Source organism: Roseivivax sp. GX 12232, assembly GCF_021272185.1.
Classification (GTDB): Bacteria; Pseudomonadota; Alphaproteobacteria; order Rhodobacterales; family Rhodobacteraceae; genus Roseivivax.
The window spans coordinates 50229-67721 of record NZ_JAJSEC010000002.1 but is presented as its reverse complement, the minus strand read 5'-3'; the positions used below and the strand labels follow the sequence as shown (position 1 = coordinate 67721).

Annotated in this window: 18 protein-coding genes; 7 read left to right on the top strand and 11 right to left on the bottom strand. The window is 69.4% G+C overall.

Annotated elements, in window-relative coordinates; all coding sequences use genetic code 11:
* The first annotated feature begins 176 nt into the window (after positions 1 to 176).
* The 3 genes from acnA (at position 177) to LR948_RS04255 (ending at position 5370) form a co-directional block, all read left to right on the top strand.
* On the top strand, positions 177 to 2966 hold the full coding sequence (gene acnA, locus LR948_RS04265; protein ID WP_232752712.1) for an aconitate hydratase AcnA: 2790 nt from the start codon (positions 177 to 179) through the stop codon (positions 2964 to 2966).
* A 652-nt stretch (positions 2967 to 3618) separates the two neighbouring features.
* The gene (locus tag LR948_RS04260) at positions 3619 to 4926 is read left to right on the top strand and encodes a short-chain fatty acid transporter (RefSeq protein ID WP_232752711.1); all 1308 of its coding nucleotides are present in this window, start codon (positions 3619 to 3621) and stop codon (positions 4924 to 4926) included.
* A gap of 243 nt (positions 4927 to 5169) precedes the next feature.
* The gene (locus LR948_RS04255; protein ID WP_232752710.1) at positions 5170 to 5370 is read left to right on the top strand and encodes a hypothetical protein; all 201 of its coding nucleotides are present in this window, start codon (positions 5170 to 5172) and stop codon (positions 5368 to 5370) included.
* A 79-nt stretch (positions 5371 to 5449) separates the two neighbouring features.
* On the opposite strand, the gene LR948_RS04250 is transcribed toward LR948_RS04255, so the two are convergent.
* From LR948_RS04250 to yajC, 10 genes are all read right to left on the bottom strand, one after another.
* A complete protein-coding gene (locus tag LR948_RS04250; protein WP_232752708.1) occupies positions 5450 to 6007 on the bottom strand; it encodes a DsbE family thiol:disulfide interchange protein in 558 nt (185 codons plus the stop codon).
* Positions 6000 to 6146 carry a heme exporter protein CcmD gene (ccmD, locus tag LR948_RS04245; RefSeq protein ID WP_370634868.1) on the bottom strand — a complete coding sequence of 49 codons (147 nt, stop codon included), beginning with the start codon at positions 6144 to 6146 and terminating at the stop codon, positions 6000 to 6002. Before ccmD ends, LR948_RS04250 begins: the two co-directional genes overlap by 8 nt.
* Complete coding sequence (locus tag LR948_RS04240) at positions 6146 to 6874, bottom strand: heme ABC transporter permease (protein ID WP_232752707.1); 729 nt, start codon at positions 6872 to 6874, stop codon at positions 6146 to 6148. The genes ccmD and LR948_RS04240 overlap by 1 nt, the downstream gene beginning before the upstream one ends.
* A 98-nt stretch (positions 6875 to 6972) precedes the next feature.
* Entirely contained in the window at positions 6973 to 7629 is a 657-nt protein-coding gene (ccmB, locus tag LR948_RS04235; RefSeq protein ID WP_232752706.1) for a heme exporter protein CcmB, read from the bottom strand.
* Positions 7626 to 8237, bottom strand: coding sequence for a heme ABC exporter ATP-binding protein CcmA (gene ccmA, locus LR948_RS04230; RefSeq protein ID WP_232752705.1), 612 nt, complete (start codon positions 8235 to 8237; stop codon positions 7626 to 7628). The genes ccmB and ccmA overlap by 4 nt, the downstream gene beginning before the upstream one ends.
* A gap of 356 nt (positions 8238 to 8593) precedes the next feature.
* The gene (locus LR948_RS04225; RefSeq protein WP_232752704.1) at positions 8594 to 8947 is read right to left on the bottom strand and encodes an Mth938-like domain-containing protein; all 354 of its coding nucleotides are present in this window, start codon (positions 8945 to 8947) and stop codon (positions 8594 to 8596) included.
* Between the two features lie 17 nt (positions 8948 to 8964).
* Entirely contained in the window at positions 8965 to 9720 is a 756-nt protein-coding gene (locus tag LR948_RS04220; RefSeq protein ID WP_232752703.1) for a sulfite exporter TauE/SafE family protein, read from the bottom strand.
* A complete protein-coding gene (gene secF, locus LR948_RS04215; RefSeq protein ID WP_232752701.1) occupies positions 9713 to 10684 on the bottom strand; it encodes a protein translocase subunit SecF in 972 nt (323 codons plus the stop codon). The genes LR948_RS04220 and secF overlap by 8 nt, the downstream gene beginning before the upstream one ends.
* A gap of 11 nt (positions 10685 to 10695) precedes the next feature.
* Positions 10696 to 12357: a protein translocase subunit SecD gene (gene secD, locus LR948_RS04210; RefSeq protein ID WP_232752700.1), complete on the bottom strand. Its 1662-nt coding sequence runs from the start codon at positions 12355 to 12357 to the stop codon at positions 10696 to 10698.
* A 58-nt stretch (positions 12358 to 12415) separates the two neighbouring features.
* Positions 12416 to 12703 carry a preprotein translocase subunit YajC gene (yajC, locus tag LR948_RS04205; RefSeq protein WP_232752699.1) on the bottom strand — a complete coding sequence of 96 codons (288 nt, stop codon included), beginning with the start codon at positions 12701 to 12703 and terminating at the stop codon, positions 12416 to 12418.
* Between the two features lie 153 nt (positions 12704 to 12856).
* Here yajC and LR948_RS04200 point away from each other — a divergent pair, with 153 nt between their 5' ends.
* From LR948_RS04200 to LR948_RS04185, 4 genes are all read left to right on the top strand, one after another.
* On the top strand, positions 12857 to 13504 hold the full coding sequence (locus LR948_RS04200; RefSeq protein WP_232752698.1) for a serine protease: 648 nt from the start codon (positions 12857 to 12859) through the stop codon (positions 13502 to 13504).
* Between the two features lie 71 nt (positions 13505 to 13575).
* Positions 13576 to 14868: a serine--tRNA ligase gene (serS, locus tag LR948_RS04195; protein ID WP_232752697.1), complete on the top strand. Its 1293-nt coding sequence runs from the start codon at positions 13576 to 13578 to the stop codon at positions 14866 to 14868.
* A complete protein-coding gene (locus LR948_RS04190; protein ID WP_232752696.1) occupies positions 14865 to 15581 on the top strand; it encodes a hypothetical protein in 717 nt (238 codons plus the stop codon). Before serS ends, LR948_RS04190 begins: the two co-directional genes overlap by 4 nt.
* Positions 15581 to 16441 (top strand): sulfotransferase family protein, encoded by an 861-nt coding sequence (locus LR948_RS04185; RefSeq protein ID WP_232752695.1) that lies wholly within the window; start codon positions 15581 to 15583, stop codon positions 16439 to 16441. The genes LR948_RS04190 and LR948_RS04185 overlap by 1 nt, the downstream gene beginning before the upstream one ends.
* On the opposite strand, the gene LR948_RS04180 is transcribed toward LR948_RS04185, so the two are convergent.
* The gene (locus tag LR948_RS04180; RefSeq protein ID WP_232752694.1) at positions 16428 to 17465 is read right to left on the bottom strand and encodes a glycosyltransferase family 2 protein; all 1038 of its coding nucleotides are present in this window, start codon (positions 17463 to 17465) and stop codon (positions 16428 to 16430) included. The genes LR948_RS04185 and LR948_RS04180 overlap by 14 nt on opposite strands.
* Positions 17466 to 17493 lie beyond the last annotated feature (28 nt).

Here is a 17493-nt window from a genome sequence, read left to right as displayed (position 1 = left end):
GTGTAATGAACAATCAAGGAATTGCGAGAGCCCGCGAGGGCGCCCTGCCGCGCCCCCGCCAGCCGCTTTCGTGCACAATGGTATACAATTTTGATGACAGCCCCTTGATCGGGCACCGGGCTTGATGCAGATAGCGCCCAAGTCCTCACTTCTCACGTCAAGCATGGAGGCTTCCTATGCCCATCACCGTTGGCCAGGACACGGCCAAGACCCGCCAGACGTTGACCGCGGGCGGCAATTCCGTCTCGTTCTACTCGATCGCCGCCGCCGAGAAGGCGGGGCTCGGAGATTTCTCGAAACTGCCCAAGTCGCTGAAGGTGGTGCTCGAGAACATGCTGCGCTTCGAGGACGGCAAGACCGTCGAGACCGATGACATCAAGGCCTTCTCGGACTGGGCCGCGAACGGCGGCCGCGCCAACCGCGAACTGGCCTACCGGCCGGCCCGCGTGCTGATGCAGGACTTCACCGGCGTGCCCGCGGTGGTCGACCTCGCGGCGATGCGCGACGGCATCCAGGCGCTTGGCGGCGACGCCCAGAAGATCAACCCGCTGAACCCCGTCGACCTGGTCATCGACCACTCGGTGATGATCGACGAGTTCGGCAACCCGCGCGCCTTCCAGATGAACGTGGACCGGGAATACGAGCGCAACATCGAGCGCTACACCTTCCTCAAGTGGGGCCAGAAGGCCTTCAACAACTTCCGCGTGGTGCCGCCGGGCACCGGCATCTGCCACCAGGTCAACCTCGAGTACCTGAGCCAGGTGATCTGGACCGACGAGGACCAGAACGGCGAGACCGTGGCCTATCCCGACACGCTGGTCGGCACCGACAGCCACACCACCATGGTGAACGGCGCGGCGGTCCTGGGCTGGGGCGTCGGCGGCATCGAGGCCGAGGCGGCCATGCTGGGCCAGCCGATCTCCATGCTGATCCCCGAGGTCATCGGCTTCAAGCTGACCGGCGAGATGGTCGAGGGCACCACCGCCACCGACCTGGTGCTGCGCGTCTGCCAGATGCTGCGCGAGAAGGGCGTGGTCGGCAAGTTCGTCGAATTCTACGGCGACGGGCTCGACAACGTGACGCTCGCGGACCGCGCCACCATCGGCAACATGTCCCCTGAGTTCGGCGCCACCTGCGCCTTCTTCCCGATCGACGACGAGACCCTGCGCTACCTGCGCACCACCGGCCGCGACGAGGACCGCATCGCGCTGGTCGAAGCCTATGCCAAGGAGCAGGGCATGTGGCGCGAGACCGGGTCCGAGCCGGTCTTCTCGGATACGCTCGAGCTGGACATGGGCACCGTGAAGCCCGCGATCTCGGGCCCGAAGCGCCCGCAGGATCACGTCAACCTCGACGCCGCCGCCGAGACCTTCCACAAGTATGTCGAGGGCCAGCGCGAGGCCAAGGACGCCACCGCCAAGGAAGAGGTCCGCTGGGAAGGCGAAGGCGGCATGCCCGAGCCCCGCGACATCCCCGGCGACAGCGGCAAGCACAAGCGCGGCTTCGTCAAGATGAAGGACATCGACGGCGACGAGGTCGAGTTCCAGCTGCATGACGGCTCGGTGGTGATCGCCTCGATCACCTCCTGCACCAACACCTCGAACCCCTATGTGATGATCGGCGCGGGCCTCGTCGCCAAGAAGGCGCGCGAGAAGGGCCTCGACCGTCAGCCCTGGGTGAAGACCTCGCTGGCCCCCGGCTCGCAGGTGGTCTCGGCCTACCTCGAGGCCTCGGGCCTGCAGGAAGAGCTCGACGCCATCGGCTTCAACCTCGTCGGCTACGGCTGCACCACCTGCATCGGCAACTCCGGCCCGCTGGCGCCTGAGATTTCCAAGTGCATCTCCGACAACGACCTGATCGGGGTCTCCGTGCTTTCGGGCAACCGCAACTTCGAGGGCCGGATCAGCCCCGACGTGCGCGCCAACTACCTGGCCTCGCCGCCGCTGGTGGTCGCCTATGCCATCGCCGGTGACATGAACATCGACGTGGCCAACGACCCGATCGGCCAGGACCACGACGGCAACGACGTCTACCTCAAGGACATCTGGCCGACCCAGGCCGAGATCTCCGAGCTGGTCGAGAAGACCGTCACCCGCGAGAGCTTCCAGGAGAAATACGCCGACGTCTTCAAGGGCGACGAGAAGTGGCAGGAGGTCGAGACCACCGACGCCGAGACCTACGACTGGCCGGCGACCTCGACCTACGTGCAGAACCCGCCGTATTTCCAGGGCATGTCCAAGGAGCCGGGCGAGATCGAGAACGTCGAGGGCGCCCGCGTGCTGGCGGTCCTGGGCGACATGATCACCACCGACCACATCTCGCCGGCGGGCTCCTTCAAGGAGACCACCCCGGCCGGGCAATACCTGGTCGACCGCCAGGTGCCGCCGCGGGAGTTCAACTCCTACGGCTCGCGCCGCGGCAACCACGAGGTGATGATGCGCGGCACCTTTGCCAACATCCGCATCAAGAACGAGATGCTGGATGGCGTCGAGGGCGGCTACACGCTTGACCCTGAGGGCAACCAGGCGGCGATCTTCGACGCGGCCATGGCCTTCCAGAAGCAGGGCACGCCGCTCGTCATCTTCGGCGGCGAGCAGTATGGCGCGGGCTCCTCGCGCGACTGGGCGGCCAAGGGCACGGCGCTGCTCGGCGTCAAGGCGGTGATCGCGGAGAGCTTCGAGCGGATCCACCGCTCCAACCTCGTCGGCTTCGGCGTGGTGCCCTTCGAGTTCACCGGCGGCGAGACCCGCAAGAGCCTCGGGCTGACCGGCAAGGAGACCGTCTCGATCTCCGGCCTCGACGCGGTGACCCCGGGGGCGGAGCTGCCCTGCAAGATCACCTTCGAGGACGGCGCGGAGAAGGAGATCACCCTCAAGTGCCGCATCGATACGGCGATCGAGGTGGATTACGTCAAGCACGGCGGCGTGCTGCACTACGTGCTGCGCAACCTGGCGAAGGCGGCCTGATCGGGGGGCCTTGCCTCCGGGCTTCTAGGATGACGATGCGCGCCGCCCTTGGTTGGGCGGCGCGTTTTTTTGTGGGGTTTGGTGGGGGTGCGTCTAGCCGAGCGCTGGAGGCTACAAGTGGCAACTAGCACCGCCCGACGCCCGACCGTCCGAAGGAGATTTAAATAGGCACCCTAGCCAACTCGTGTGAGGAAGCCGCACGCAAGGACGCGACGCGGAAACTTAGTCGCCAGATCACAGAACACCTAACCACCAAGTCCTCCTGACGGACGGAAACCCGCCCTCTAAAACCAGCCCTGACCACCCCCAAGCCGCCGCAACAGAGGGCGCGCGCCGGACCGGGGGCCGGCGCTGCCGACGGCTGAGCGAGGCACTTTATCCACGCAAGGTCAGGACGAGAGGCGAGCTAAGCACGCCATCCCATGGAGCGCCGGCCCATAGGGCCGGTCCGGCGCGCGCCCGGCACCTTCGGTGCTATTCGGGCGCAAGGGGGCGCGGCCAGAACTGGCGCGCCCGGATCACCGACGCCCACGTCACGAAGCACCAACCAACCACCCCACCCCGCCCTTGCGGAAACGCAATCCCGGCTCTCCGTTGGGTTCCGCCACGTCGCTTGATAGGGGCTCGCGGGACACGTGAAAGGAGGCACGACATGCTCAACGCCGTCTCGCGGCCGCTCGTCCGGGTGGTCGACAGATACCTTCCCGATCCCTTCGTCTTCGTCCTGGTGCTGACGCTTATCGCGGCGCTGGCGGCGATCCTGACCCAGGGCACCACCCCGCTCGAGGTGGTGGAAATCTGGGGCGACGGATTCTGGTCGCTCTTGAGCTTCTCCATGCAGATGCTCCTGGTGCTGGTCACCGGCTACATGATGGCCTCGACGCCCCTGGTGCGCGGGCTGCTCGCGCGGCTCGCGGGCCTGGCCAAGGGCGCCTCGGGGGCGATCCTGCTCGTCAGCCTGGTCTCGCTCGCGGCGAGCTGGATCAACTGGGGCTTCGGCCTCGTCGTCGGCGCGCTCTTCGCCAAGGAGCTCGCCCGCGCGGTCAAGGTCGACTACCGGCTCCTGGTCGCCTCGGCCTATTCGGGCTTCATCGTCTGGCACGGCGGGCTCGCGGGCTCGGTGCCGCTTTCGATCGCGACCGAAGGCCATCCCTTCGCCGACCAGATCGGCGTGGTGCCCACCGGCGAGACGATCTTCTCGGCCTACAACCTGGTGATCGTCATCGCGCTCTTCATCGCGGTGCCGCTGATCAACCGCGCGATGATGCCGAAATCCGGCGAGGAGGTCTTCGTCGACCCCGAACTCCTGAAGGAGACCCCGCGCGAAAAACCCGCCTCGCCGACCCCAGCGGAATGGATCGAGAACAGCCCGCTCCTCTCGGTGCTGATCGGCATCGGCGGGCTGGCCTGGGTGGCGAGCCATTTCGCCGCCGGCGGCGGGCTCTCGCTCAACGTCATCAACTTCCTCTTCCTGACGCTGGCGATCCTGCTGCACGGCACCCCGCGCAACCTGCTCGACGCGCTGACCGAAGCGGTCAAGGGCGGCGCCGGCATCGTCATCCAGTTCCCCTTCTACGCGGGCATCATGGCGATCATGGTCGATTCGGGGCTGGCAGCCTCGATCTCCGAGGGGCTGATCGGCTTCGCCAGCGCGGCGACCCTGCCGTTCTGGACCTTCCTCTCGGCGGGCGTGGTGAACTTCTTCGTGCCCTCGGGCGGCGGCCAATGGGCGGTGCAGGCCCCGGTGATCCTGCCCGCGGCCGAGGCGCTCGGCACCGACGCGGCCCGCGCCGCCATGGCGGTGGCCTGGGGCGATGCCTGGACCAACATGGTGCAGCCCTTCTGGGCGCTGCCGATCCTCGGCATCGCGGGTCTGCGCGCCAAGGACATCATGGGCTTCTGCATCGTGCACCTGGTGCTCTCTGGCGCGATCATCGCGCTGGGGCTCAGTTTCCTCTGAGCCTGCGGGACCCTAGCTGACAAACAAGACCGGCCCGGGCCTCAGGCGCGGGCCGGTTTTTGTTCCAGGGCGCCGTGCAATTGATCGACCGCCAGCCCGTAGCAGCGCCCCTCCTCGGGCGGCTTCCCGCCCGCCTCTGTGCGGCATCCCGCCGACGGCCCCGCCCCGCACACCGCGCCCTCTGGCGAAGCGCCCCCCGCAGCCCCATCTCCCGCCGAGGCAAGAATAACCCCACGGGAAGACATGAAGATCCTGACCATCCTGCAGGCCGCCGCGCTGATCGGCCTGACCGTCTACGGCGCGAGCGGCGCCGACGAGCATGCCAACCAGGCCCCGCTTTGCGGCCCCGCCGAGGCGGCCTGCCTGACCGCCAGCGCCGACATGGAGGCAGAGCGCCCCGAGGCGCCCCTGCCCGCGCTGCGCGAGGCCGGACGGCCGTCATAAGGGCCATGCCGCAGCAGGCGCGCCCAAAGCGCGCCCTGCCCGGCTCTCAACCCCGAAAGTCAGAAAACAGCGCCCGCGCTCAGCCGCCCGCGGCCAGCTCCGCGCCCTGCGCCGCCTCGAGCTCGGGCTTGAATCGGTTCTCGTAATCCGCCCCGATCAGCGGGCCGATGAAGCGGTAGAGCACCGTGCCCTCGGCATCGAGGATGAAGGTCTCCGGCGGCGCGGTCACCCCCCAGTCGATCGCCGTCCGCCCCTGCGGGTCGAAGGCCACCGCGGCAAAGGGGTTCTCCTCGTCGACCAGGTAGCTCTCGGCCGCGCCGGGCTTGTCCTTGATGTTCACGCCGACGATCCGCACGCCCGCCTCGGCCAGCTCCAGAAGCTTCGGATGCTCCGCGCGGCAGGGCGGACACCAGCTCGCCCAGAAGTTCACCAGCGTCACCTGCCCCTCGGTCAGATCGCCCTCCACGAGGCCCGGGTAGTCCGCCAGCCGCGCCTCAGTCACCGGCGGCGCCTCCTGGCCAACCCGCGTCGAGGGCAGCCCGTCGGGGTCCTCGCGCTGCATGCCGACATAGGCGAGCCCCGCGAAGGCCGCGAAGATCAGGGGCGGCAGCACCATGAGCGGCGAGATCCTAGCCATTGCGCGCCTCCACCCGTTCGAGCTGGCGCTTGACCTGGCGCGCGCGCAGCACGCTGGCCAGCACCAGCAAAGCCAGCAGCACCAAAGTCACCGCATAGGCGGAGAGGACCGTATCGGCGTATTTTCCAAGATCGGGCATCAGGCCATGCGCTCCCGCGCGAGCAGCACCCGCATCCGCCGCGCCCGGATCTCGGTCTGGGTGCGCAGGAAGACAAGCGCGATGAACAGAAGGATGAAGCCACCCATGCAGACGAGGAGCGGCAGGTAGAAGACATCCGCCACGTTCTCCTCCTTGTCGAGCGACAGCGAGGCGCCCTGGTGCAGCCCCTGGTTCCAGAAGTTGACCGCATAGCGCGAGAGCACCGCGAAGACCGAGCCCACGAGGCAGAGGATCGAGGTCAGATCCGCCGCGGTGTCGTCGTTCTCCACCGCCGCCCAAAGCGCGATATAGCCCAGGTAGAAGAGGAACAGGATCAGGAAGGAGGTCAGCCGCGGATCCCAGGCCCAATAGGTGCCCCACATCGGCTGGCCCCAGATTGCCCCGGTGGCCAGCGCGATCACCGTCATCACCGCGCCGACCGGCGCCGCCGCCCGGGCCGCCAGCGCGCTGACATGGTGACGCCGCACGATCCAGACCAGCGAGGCCACCAGCATCATCAGCCAGCCGTTGATCGCCATCAGCGCCGAGGGCACATGCAGGTAGATGATCTTCACCGTCGAGCCCTGGCGGAAGTCGTCGGGGGTGAAGAAGAACCCCCAGATCAGCCCGACCACCAGGCAGGCCCCCGCGAGCCCCGCGAGCCAGGGCAGCACCCTGTCCGTGGCGCGGATGAACTTGACCGGATTTGCGTATTCCCAAAGCGACATGGCGGTTCTCTAGTGCCTTCCCTCGGCGCTCACAATTCACATCTGGTCGCGCCGGGGCAAGGCCCGGTCCGCGGCCAAGGCCCGGTCCGCGGCGCGCCCTAGCGCAGATTGACGCGCAGCACCGCCGCCGAGGCGAAGGGCAAGAGCGCCAGCGCCCCGAAGGAAAGCCCCGCCAGCAGCAGAAGCGGCGTCTCCACCGTCAGCCCCGCGGCGCCGCGCCGGGCCACCTCGGCGCCGAAGATCAGCGTCGGCACGTAGAGCGGCAGCACCAGGAGCGACAGGAGCAGCCCGCCGCGCTTCAGCCCCACGGTCAGCGCCGCCCCGAAAGTGCCGATCACCGAGAGCGCCGGCGTGCCGATCAGGAGCGACAGGAAAAGCCAGGCATAGCCCGGCCCCGGCAGGCTCAGCAGCACGCCGAGGAAGGGCGCGGCCAGGACCAGCGGCAGCCCGGTGGTCAGCCAATGCGCGAGGGCCTTGACCGTGACGATGCCTTCGAGCGGCAGCGGCGCGGTGGCCAGGAGGTCGAGCGAGCCGTCCTCCTGGTCGAGCGCGAAGATCCGGTCGAGCGACAGCAGGCAGGCCAGGAGCGCCCCGATCCAGAGAATGCCCGGCGCGATCTCCGACAGGAGCGCCGCCTCCGGCCCGACCCCGAAGGCCACCAGCACGGTGACGATCAGGAAGAAGGCGAGCCCCAGTCCGAAGCCGCCTCCGGCGCGCACCGCCAGCGCCAGGTCGCGGGTCAGAAGCGCCCTCACAGAAAGGCCTCCTCGGCGCTGCCCGGCGCGGGCCGCCGGGCCTTGTAGGGCCCGAGGTCCAGCACCCGCGCCTCGGGCAGGCCAAGGTCGATATGGGTGGCGATCACCGCCGCGCCGCCGCCCTCGAGGTGGCGCCGCACGGCGCCCGCGAAAAGCGCCACGGCGCCGGCGTCGAGCGACACGGTCGGCTCGTCAAGCGCCCAGACCGCGCGGCCGGTCACCAGGAGCCGGGCCAGCCCCAGCCGCCGCTTCTGCCCGGCCGAGAGATTGCCCGCCAGCCGGTCCTCGAGCCCCGCGAGGTCAAAAGCCGCAAGCGCCGGCCCGATCTCACCGGTGCCGAAGACCCGGGCCCAGAAGCGCAGGTTCTCGGTCACGCTCAGCGCCGATTTCAGCCCGTCGAGATGGCCCGCATAGGCCAGCGCCTCGCCGCCCTCGACGGTCCCGGACAGTGGCGGCTGCAGCCCCGCAAGCGTGCGCAGCAGCGTGGTCTTGCCCGATCCGTTCGGCCCGCGCAGCACCAGCGCCTCGCCGGGCCCGAGCGCGAAGCTCACCCCGTCGAGAACCGGCAAACCGCCGCGCGCCACAGACAGATCCGACACCGTCAACATCGCCCCGAGGTCTATCCCGCCCCGCCCGCCGACAAAAGCGCATAGTGCCCGCCGCCGCGCCAGGCACGCCACCTCACCCGCGACGCGCCCCCACATCACCCAGCGCCAGCCCCTCGGCCTGACCGGGCCAAAAATACCTCTCGGGGGAGCGCGAGGGGGCAGACAGCCCCCTCGTTCCCGAACCCGCAACAAGCGCAGACACCTCACCCCGACGCGCCCAATATCACCCAGCACCAGCCCCCCGGCCTGACCGGGCCAAAAATACCTCTCGGGGGAGCGCGAGGGGGCAGACAGCCCCCTCGCTCCCACAGGTTCAACAAGCGCAAGATTTCGATAAAGCGCCCCGACCCAAACCCTCAGGTCGGCAACACCGCCAGGGCCACGCGCCGCCCCTCGGAGAGCAGCACGTTGTAGGTCCGGCAGGCCGAGGGCGAGGCCATGACCTCGACGCCGAGGCCCGCCTCCTCGAGGCGCAGCCGCAGGGGTTTCGGCAGGAAGGCGATCTCGGGGCCGGTGCCGACGAACAGCACGTCGACCTCCTCGGCGAGGGCCAGCAGCGTCTCGGCGTCCTCGAAGCCGCCCCAGGCGCTGACGCCCTGCGGGCCGAGGCAGAGCGCGCCCTCGCGGATCTCGCCGTCGACGCGGAAGAAGCCCGGACCGTAGCCATCGACCGGCAGGGCGTCGGTATATGTCACTTCGTTCAGGCGCATGATGTCCTCATTTCAGCTTATCCGTCCCAGAGGGGCAAGCCCGCGATCACGGCGCTCAGGATCACCAGATAGGCGATCAGCCGGTAAAGTCCCTCGCGGGCGGGGTCGAACCAGGCCTGGCCGAGCCGCGCGCCAAGCCCGTAGGGCAGAAGCAGCGCCGCCCCGAGCGCCAGCGCCTCGAGCCCGAGCAACCCCTGCAGGGCCATGAGCGGCAGGAGCAGCGCCGAGGTCACGGTCAGGAAGACAAGCGCGGTGGCGCGGCTCTGGGCGACCCGGGCGCCGCTCGCGAGCTGGAACAGCACCATGATCGGGCCAAGAAGCCCGGTGGCCCCGCCGACAAATCCGGTGGCGGCCCCGATCGAGGCATGGGCGGCGGGGCTCGGCGGGATCGGGCGGCGCCAGCCCGCGACCAGCGCCAGGAGCGTCAGCGCGGTCACCCCTGTCACGCCCCAGCGCAGCCAGGTCAGATCGGCGACCCGCAGCACCCAGAGCCCCAGCGAGGCGCTGGCGGCGGCGCAGAGGATCATCACCCCGAGCCCCTGCCTGTCGACCTGCGGCAGCGCCCGCGGCAGCACCGTCACGAAGGAGGCGAGTGCCGCCACGTTGAAGGCGGCGACCGCCATCTCGAGCGGCATGAGCGCCGCGGCGGGCGGCATGAAGACCAGCGCCGCGCCGAAGCCCGCAAAGCCGTAGACCGCGCCGGCGGCGAAGGTCAGGGCCAGGAGCGCGGCCAGCCCCGCGGGATCGAGCGTGGCGGCGAGCGCCTCAGGCATCCACGTTGGCGAACTGCGTGCCGGCGCCGCTGTCGGGCTTGTCCCAGTCGCGCTTCACGCCGAGCCGGAACAGCAGCGCGGTGGCCACGAAGATCGAGGAATAGGTGCCCACGATCACGCCCCAGATCATCGCGAAGACGAAGCCGCGGATCACGTCGCCGCCCAGGATGAACAGCGTCACCAGCGCGATCAGCGTGGTCATCGAGGTCATGATGGTCCGGCTCAGGGTCTCGTTGATGGAGATGTTGAGCACCTCCTTCAGCGGCCGCTTCTTGTATTTGATCAGGTTCTCGCGGACCCGGTCGAAGACCACCACGGTGTCGTTCAGCGAATAGCCGACGATGGTGAGGAGCGCGGCGATGATCGACAGGTCGAACTGGATGCGCAGCTCCGAGAAGATCCCGATGGTCAGCAGCACGTCGTGCACCAGCGCGGCCACCGCGCCGAGGGCGAACTGCCATTCGAAGCGCAGCCAGATGTAGATCAGCACCGCCCCGATGGCGAGCAGCACCGCGATCACCGCGGCCTGGATCAGCTCGCCCGAGACCTTGGGCCCGACGCTTTCCACCGAGGTGAAGCTGATGTCGGGCGCCACCGCCTGCAGCGCGGTCTCGACCGAGGCGATGGTGTCCTGGGTGACCGCCTCCTCGTCGCCCTGGGGCGCGATGCGGACCATGGCGACGTTCTGCTCGGGGCCGAAGCTGGGGTCGAAGACCTCGGAGATCACGATGTCGCCCAGTTCCAGCTCGCGCAGCGCCGCGCGGTAGGCGCCGACGTCGACGGGCTGGGCGCTCTCGGTGCGGATCGTGGTGCCGCCCCGGAAGTCGATGCCGAAGTTCAGCCCCTGGAAGATGAAGGAGACGAAGGCCACGACCATCATCACCGCCGAGATCCCGAGCCAGAGCTTGCTGCGCGAGAAGAAGTCCAGAGAGGTGTCTTCGCGGATGAGTTTCAGACGACGCATCTTCTATCCTCTCAGACGGTGATGGTCTTCGGGCGCGTGCGCTCGAACCACATGGTGACGAAAAGCCGGGTGACGTAGATCGCGGTGAAGACCGAGGTCACGATGCCGAAGCCCAGGGTGATCGCGAAGCCGCGAACCGGGCCCGAGCCCATGGCGAACAGGATGATCGCGGTGATGATCGTGGTGATATTGGCGTCGACGATGGCCGAAAGCGCCTTCTCGTAGCCGCGTTCGATGGCCCGGGCGGGCCCGCGCGCGGTCTTCAGCTCTTCCCGGATGCGCTCGAAGATCAGCACGTTGGCGTCCACCGCCATGCCGACGGTCAGCACGATGCCGGCGATGCCGGGCAGCGTCAGCGTCGCCCCGATCACCGACAGGATCGCGAAGAGCAGCGAAATATTGATGATCAGCGCCACGTTGGCGAAGAGCCCGAAGAGCCCGTAGGAGGCGAACATGAAGGCCAGGACCAGCGCGAAGGCCACCAGCGTGGCCACCTGCCCGGCCTCGATCGAATCCTGCCCGAGCTCGGGGCCGATGGTGCGTTCCTCGAGGAAGGTCAGCCCGGCGGGCAGCGCACCGGCGCGCAGCAGCACCGCAAGCTGGGTCGATTCCTCGACCGTGAAACGGCCGGTGATGATGCCAGAGCCGCCCGGGATATGGCTCTGGATCACCGGGGCCGAGATCACCTCGTCGTCGAGCACGATGGCGAAGGGGTTGCCGATGTTCTCGGCGGTGTAATCGCCGAACTTGCGCGCGCCCGAGGAGTTGAACCGGAAGTTCACCGCCGGGTTGCCGTTCTGGTCGAAGGCGGGCTGCGCGTCGACCAGCTCCTCGCCGGTGACGACGGGGGCGCGTTCGAGCTCGTAGAAGACGCCCTCCTCGTCGAGCGACGGCACCACCTCGTTGCCGATGCCCGGGTCGGTGCTGTCAGACACCCCGCGCGAGACGACCGGCTGGAAGGTCAGCTGCGCGGTGGTGCCGATGATCTCCTTCAGCTCCGAGGCCGAGCCGATGCCCGGCACCTGGATCAGGATGCGGTCGGCGCCCTGGCGCTGGATCGTCGGCTCGCGGGTGCCGACCTCGTCGATGCGGCGGCGGATGATCTCGAGCGCCTGGCGCACGGTGCGATCATCGGTGGCCGCCTGTTCGGCGTCCGAAAGGCGCACCACCAGGGTGTCGCCCTCGCCCGAGACGGCGAGATCCTGCGCCCCGGCGGAGGCCACAGAGGCCACCGGCTGGGCCAGCTCGCGCACCGCGGATAGCGCCTCCTGCATGCCCGAAGGCTCGCCCAGGCGCACGCGCAGCTCGCCCGGCGTGTCGGCCTGGAGCCGCACCGTGCCCACGGTGTCGCGCAGCGGGCGCAGCGTGTCGCGGACCTCGGGCCAGAGCGCCTCGAGACGGGCGTCGTAGACGTCCTCGACCTCGACCTCGGCCAAGAGATGCGCGCCGCCGCGCAGGTCCAGCCCGAGGTTGACCAGCGTCGCGGGCAGCCAGTCGGGCCAGACCGACTTCTCGGCCAGCCGGTCCTCGGTCTCGCCCTGCCGCTCGATGGCGGTCACCGCGTCGTTATGGGTCTCGACGCGGTCGTAGAAGAGGTTCGGCGCGGAGAAGACGATCCCGAAGGCCACGACAAGCCAGATGAGGACGCGCTTCCAGGTGTCGATCTGCAGCATGGCGGGGCCTTCGTGCATCGAGGGCGCGGGCGCGGGGCACCGCGCGCCCGGTCAGGGATCAGGAGTTCGCGGGCTCGGTCTTGGAGAGGACCTGGGCGACGGTGTTCTGCACCACGCGGACCTTCACGCCCTCGGCCAGTTCGACCTCGAGCTCGTTGTTCTCCTTGACCTTCACGACCTTGCCGATGAGGCCGCCCTGGGTGACCACCTGGTCGCCGCGGCGCAGGCCCTCGACCATCTTCTGATGTTCCTTCATCTTCTTCTGCTGCGGGCGGATCAGCAGGAAATACATGATCGCGAAAATGAGGATCAGGGGCACGAACTGCGCAATCGCATTGCCATCCATCGGAGGCTCTCCTTGTCAGTGAGACGCAGGGCGGCAATCCGCCCGGGCGAGGTTGCGCGGAACCTATGGAAGGCAGGGGGCCGATGCAAGCGGGCTTGGCGCCGGTGTGACGGGGCGTTTGACCCCCCGCGGCCCGCGCCTAATCTCGGCTCCATGCGCGCCGCCCTGATCCTGCTTCTGTGCCTGGCCTTCGCCCTGCCCGCCCGCGCCACCGAACCGGCGGTGGGGCGGCTCTTCGGCGGCGGATTCTCGGCGCTGCGGATCTGTTCGGGCACGCTGGTGGGCCCGGCGACGGTGCTGACCGCGGCCCATTGCGTAACCTTCCCCGACGGACGCAAGCGCGGCACGCGGGGCCTGGGCTTCGTGGCGGGCTGGGAAGAGGGCCGCCATGCGGGCGCCGCCAGCGTCGAGGAGATTCTCCTGCATCCCCGCGCCAGCGACGCCGAGGGCATCGTGGTCGCCTATGACATCGCCATCCTGCGGCTCGACCGGGCCCTGCCCATGGCCCCCATCCGGGTCGGGCGTTCGGGCCCCGAGGGCGGTTTCTCGATCATCGGCTACGGCCGCGAGGACACCGCGCATCAGGCCCTGCAGGAGGGCTGCGCGGGCCGGCTCAAGGGCCCGCGCTGGTATCTCTCCTGCCCGGTCTCGCAGGGCATGTCGGGCGGCCCGGTGCTGGCCGGCGGCGGCACCGCGCGGCGGGTGGCGGGCGTGATCTCGGCGATCTCGGGCGAGGAAGCCGTCGCCGCCCGCGTCGACCCTTGGGTCCTGCGGGAGCTGGCGCGCCCCTACACACCCTGAAAGACTTGAGGCATAAGCGTCGCGACTCGGGCCGAGAACCGACAGACGCAAGCCAATAAGGAGCCCCGGCGATGCACGACATCCGCTTCATCCGCGAGACCCCCGAGGCCTTCGACAAGGTCATGTCGCGGCGCGGGCTGTCGCAGGCATCGGCGCCGCTTCTGAAGCTCGACGAGGAGCGCCGCGCCGCGATCCACGCCGCCGAGACCGCCCAGGCCGAGCAGAAGCGCGCCTCCAAGGAGGTCGGCCAGGCCAAGGCCAAGGGCGACGAGGCCGAATTCGAGCGCCTGCGCGCGCTCGTTGGCGAGAAGAAGGACGAGGTCGCCGCCATGCAGGCGCGCGCCAAGGATCTGGACGCCGAGCTCGAGGCCCGGCTGATGGAACTGCCGAACCTCGTGTACGACGACGTCCCCGAGGGCGCCGACGAGGAGGACAACGTCGAGATCAAGCGCTGGGGCACGCCCCGCAGCTTCGCGTTCGCCCCGAAGGAACATTTCGACCTGCCCGCCGTGCGCGACGGCATGGACTTCGAGACCGCGGCCAAGCTGTCGGGCTCGCGCTTCGTGGTCATGTCGGGCGCCGTGGCGCGGCTGCACCGGGCGCTGGCGCAGTTCATGATCGACACCCATGTCGAGGAGAACGGCCTCACCGAGACCTGGACCCCGGTGCTGGTGCGCGACGAGATGATGTATGGCACCGGCCAGCTGCCGAAGTTCGGCGAGGACAGCTACCGCACCACCAACGGCTGGTGGCTCGTGCCCACCGCCGAGGTGACGCTGACCAATATCGTCAACGGGCTGACCGTCGAGGAGGACTACCTGCCCCGCCGCTACGTGGCGCATACCCAGTGCTTCCGCTCCGAGGCGGGCAGCGCGGGCCGCGACACCGCGGGCATGCTGCGCCAGCACCAGTTCGAGAAGGTCGAGATGGTCTCGGTCACCCACCCCGAGGAAAGCGAGGCCGAACACGCCCGCATGACCGCCTGCGCCGAGGGCATCCTGGAAAAGCTGGGCCTGCCCTACCGGACGGTGACGCTCTGTTCCGGCGACATCGGCTTCGGCGCGCGGCGCACCCATGACATCGAGGTCTGGCTGCCCGGTCAGGACAGCTACCGCGAGATCTCCTCGGTCTCGACTTGCGGCGACTTCCAGGCCCGCCGGATGAACGCCCGCTTCAAGCCCAAGGGCGGCGGCAAGCCCGGCTTCCTGCACACGCTGAACGGCTCGGGCCTGGCCGTGGGCCGCGCGCTGATCGCGGTCCTCGAGAACGGCCAGGAGGAAGACGGGTCCGTCACCCTGCCCGAGGTGCTGCATCCCTATCTCGGCGGCCGCAGCCGCCTGACCGCGGAGGGTGGCCTGGAATGAGGCAGGAGACGGCCAGCACGCTCTGGGCGGGTGCCGTCCTTCTCGCGGCGCTGAGCTTCGCGCTCTCGCCGCTCGTCTCGGCCGGCTTCAACGGCTTCGAGCCGGGCCAGTTCCCGGTCCCGCAGGAGGACCCGCCGGTGCAGCCCGCGGGCTATGCCTTCTCGATCTGGGGGCTGATCTACCTCTGGCTCATCGCCGGGGCGGGCTTCGGCCTCTTGCGCCGCCGCGACGAGGAGGACTGGGCCCCGGCCCGGCCCTGGCTGTTCCTGAGCCTCGCTGTCGGCACGCTCTGGATTCCCGTCGCCAACCTCTCGGTGCTGGCGGCCACGGTGATGATCTGGATGATGCTGGCCGCGGCGCTGCTGGCGCTCTTCCGCGCCGGCGACGAGGATCGCGGCTGGCAGCTCTCGCCCATCGCGGTCTACGCGGGCTGGCTGACCGCCGCCTCGGCGGTGTCGCTGGGGCTGGTCCTTGGCGGCTACGACTTCCTGCCCGGCACGCCCGCGGCCCTTGTAGCGCTGACCATCGGGCTCGCCATCGCGCTGGTGGTGCAATACCGGCTGCACCGCGCGCCGGAATACGGGATGACGGTGATCTGGGCGCTGGTCGCGGTGATCGTCTCCAACGCGCAGCCCTTCAACATCGCGGTGGCGGGCCTCGCGGTCCTCGGCATCGTGGCGATCCTGGCGCTGCGCGGCACGGACACCGAGTGATGCCGGAGCGGGTCTTCTACCTGGGCCTCGGCGGGCAGAAATGCGGCTCCTCCTGGGTGCAGGCCTACCTGGCGCGCGCCGCGGGCTCGGACTTCGGACGGCTCGGCGAATACCAGATCTGGGAGCATGCAGTAGGCGGCGCCTTCGCGCGCTACCGGGTCGCTCCGCCCGGCCCTGCCGAGCGCCTGCGCGCCCGCGCCAAGACGCTTGTCGGCGGCGCGGAACCCGCGCAGCACCTGCGCTGGCGGCTGCAATCCGATCCCGAGGCTTATTTCGACTATTTCGCGGGCCTCCTCGACCGCCCCGGCGTGACCCGCACCGGCGACATCACTCCGTCTTACGCGGCCCTGCCGCCCGAGACCCTGGCGCGCATCCGCGAGGGCATGGCCAAGCGCGGCATCGAGACCCGCGCGATCTTCGTCATGCGCGACCCGGTGGAGCGGCTGCGTTCACAGATGCGCATGGAGATGGAGAAGGGCCGCCTGCCCTATTCCGACGAGAACGAGGCGCCGCTCCGCGCCTTCTACGCCGGCTCCGAGGCCGAGGCACGCAGCCGCTACGACCACACGCTTGCGGCGCTGGAGGCGGTCTTCGCGCCCGAGGAGCGGCATGTGGCGCTTTTCGAGGAACTCTTCACCGCGCCGGGCATCCGGGCGCTGGCCGAGTTCGCGGGCGTCCCCATCGAGGCCGAGGCCGGCGGGCAGAAGGTCAATGCACGGGGCCGCGGGCTCGCCGTCTCCGAGGCGCTGGCGACCGAGATCGCGCTGCATTACGCGCCGGTCTACGAGGCCGCCGCCCGGGTCTGCCCGCAGGTCCGCAGCCTCTGGCCCAGTGCCGAGCCGGTCTTCACCAGGCCATGAGCCCCGCCGCCACGAGCTGCTCGGGCGCGCGGTAGCGCTCTGACCGGGGGCCGAGAAAGCTGCCCGAGCCCGCCGCCATCTTCTCCAGAAGTTCCGCGTAGAAGGTGTATTTCGCCGCCCCCTGGGTATGCGCCTTCCAGTGCCGCGCACGCTCGATCTTCGCCGCGAACTCGGCGGTGAAGACGAAATGCGCGATGGTAAGCAGCATCTCGGAGTCGGGCGGCAGGCTGGCGTAATGCGAGCCCACCTGCCAACTCTCACCGTCGCGGCGCAGGAAGGGCAGCTTGTGCCGGGCCGAGCGGTTGAAGGGCGCCTTGCCCTTGCGCCCGAGCAGCCGGTCGGAGAGCCGGCGCTTCGGCGCGCCGATGCCATGGGCCGCAAACAGCCGGTTGGTCTTGGAGGTGCCGAAGGGATCGGGCTGCGCGCCGGGGCTCAACGCCACCAGCGGCTCGGCCTCGAAATAGGGGTAAGCGGCGAAAAGCCCCTCGGGCGTGTCGGGCATCGGCGCCGCGAGCGCGGCCAGATCCTCGGGGAAGAACTCCACCAGCGAGGCGCAGGTCGCGGGCGTGGCGCGGGCCTCCATGCGGGCGTAGACCTCGGCGACCGAGGTCACGCCGGGCGGCAGGATCAGGAACTCGTCGGCATCGAAATAGGCGACCACCTCGCCCGGGGCCTCGACATGCGGCAGCGCCGCCTTGACCCAGGTGCCGAAACGGTCTGCCCGCGTGCTGCCGTCGGGAAAGGCAATCTCGACCGGCGCGCCGAATCCCATGCCCGCGCGGTAGAGGACCACGTCCTCCTGCGCTTCCAGATAAGCGCCGCCGCCGTCCTCGGAGCCGTCGTCGAAGACCAGGAACTGCTCGAAGCCGATGGCGCGGTAATGCGCGAGGAAGGCGGGCAGAAAGGCCATTTCGTCGCGCAGGATGACGAAGAGCTTGCGCGCGCCGGGCCGGGGCGCGCCCTGCACGCGGCGCACCTCGTCCCACAGATCCTCCAAGCCAAGCCGTTTGCCGCTGTCTGCCATATCGGAAGTCCTACCCTGCCCCGCGCAC

Excerpts from the sequence above, each read along its gene's own strand:
- acnA (WP_232752712.1), top strand. The coding sequence starts at position 177 with ATGCCCATCACCGTTGGCCAGGACACGGCCAAGACCCGCCAGACGTTG.
- LR948_RS04260 (WP_232752711.1), top strand. The coding sequence starts at position 3,619 with ATGCTCAACGCCGTCTCGCGGCCGCTCGTCCGGGTGGTCGACAGATAC.
- LR948_RS04255 (WP_232752710.1), top strand. The coding sequence starts at position 5,170 with ATGAAGATCCTGACCATCCTGCAGGCCGCCGCGCTGATCGGCCTGACC.
- LR948_RS04250 (WP_232752708.1), bottom strand. The coding sequence starts at position 6,007 with ATGGCTAGGATCTCGCCGCTCATGGTGCTGCCGCCCCTGATCTTCGCG.
- ccmD (WP_370634868.1), bottom strand. The coding sequence starts at position 6,146 with ATGCCCGATCTTGGAAAATACGCCGATACGGTCCTCTCCGCCTATGCG.
- LR948_RS04240 (WP_232752707.1), bottom strand. The coding sequence starts at position 6,874 with ATGTCGCTTTGGGAATACGCAAATCCGGTCAAGTTCATCCGCGCCACG.
- ccmA (WP_232752705.1), bottom strand. The coding sequence starts at position 8,237 with ATGTTGACGGTGTCGGATCTGTCTGTGGCGCGCGGCGGTTTGCCGGTT.
- LR948_RS04225 (WP_232752704.1), bottom strand. The coding sequence starts at position 8,947 with ATGCGCCTGAACGAAGTGACATATACCGACGCCCTGCCGGTCGATGGC.
- LR948_RS04220 (WP_232752703.1), bottom strand. The coding sequence starts at position 9,720 with ATGCCTGAGGCGCTCGCCGCCACGCTCGATCCCGCGGGGCTGGCCGCG.
- secF (WP_232752701.1), bottom strand. The coding sequence starts at position 10,684 with ATGCGTCGTCTGAAACTCATCCGCGAAGACACCTCTCTGGACTTCTTC.
- secD (WP_232752700.1), bottom strand. The coding sequence starts at position 12,357 with ATGCTGCAGATCGACACCTGGAAGCGCGTCCTCATCTGGCTTGTCGTG.
- yajC (WP_232752699.1), bottom strand. The coding sequence starts at position 12,703 with ATGGATGGCAATGCGATTGCGCAGTTCGTGCCCCTGATCCTCATTTTC.
- LR948_RS04200 (WP_232752698.1), top strand. The coding sequence starts at position 12,857 with ATGCGCGCCGCCCTGATCCTGCTTCTGTGCCTGGCCTTCGCCCTGCCC.
- serS (WP_232752697.1), top strand. The coding sequence starts at position 13,576 with ATGCACGACATCCGCTTCATCCGCGAGACCCCCGAGGCCTTCGACAAG.
- LR948_RS04190 (WP_232752696.1), top strand. The coding sequence starts at position 14,865 with ATGAGGCAGGAGACGGCCAGCACGCTCTGGGCGGGTGCCGTCCTTCTC.
- LR948_RS04185 (WP_232752695.1), top strand. The coding sequence starts at position 15,581 with ATGCCGGAGCGGGTCTTCTACCTGGGCCTCGGCGGGCAGAAATGCGGC.
- LR948_RS04180 (WP_232752694.1), bottom strand. The coding sequence starts at position 17,465 with ATGGCAGACAGCGGCAAACGGCTTGGCTTGGAGGATCTGTGGGACGAG.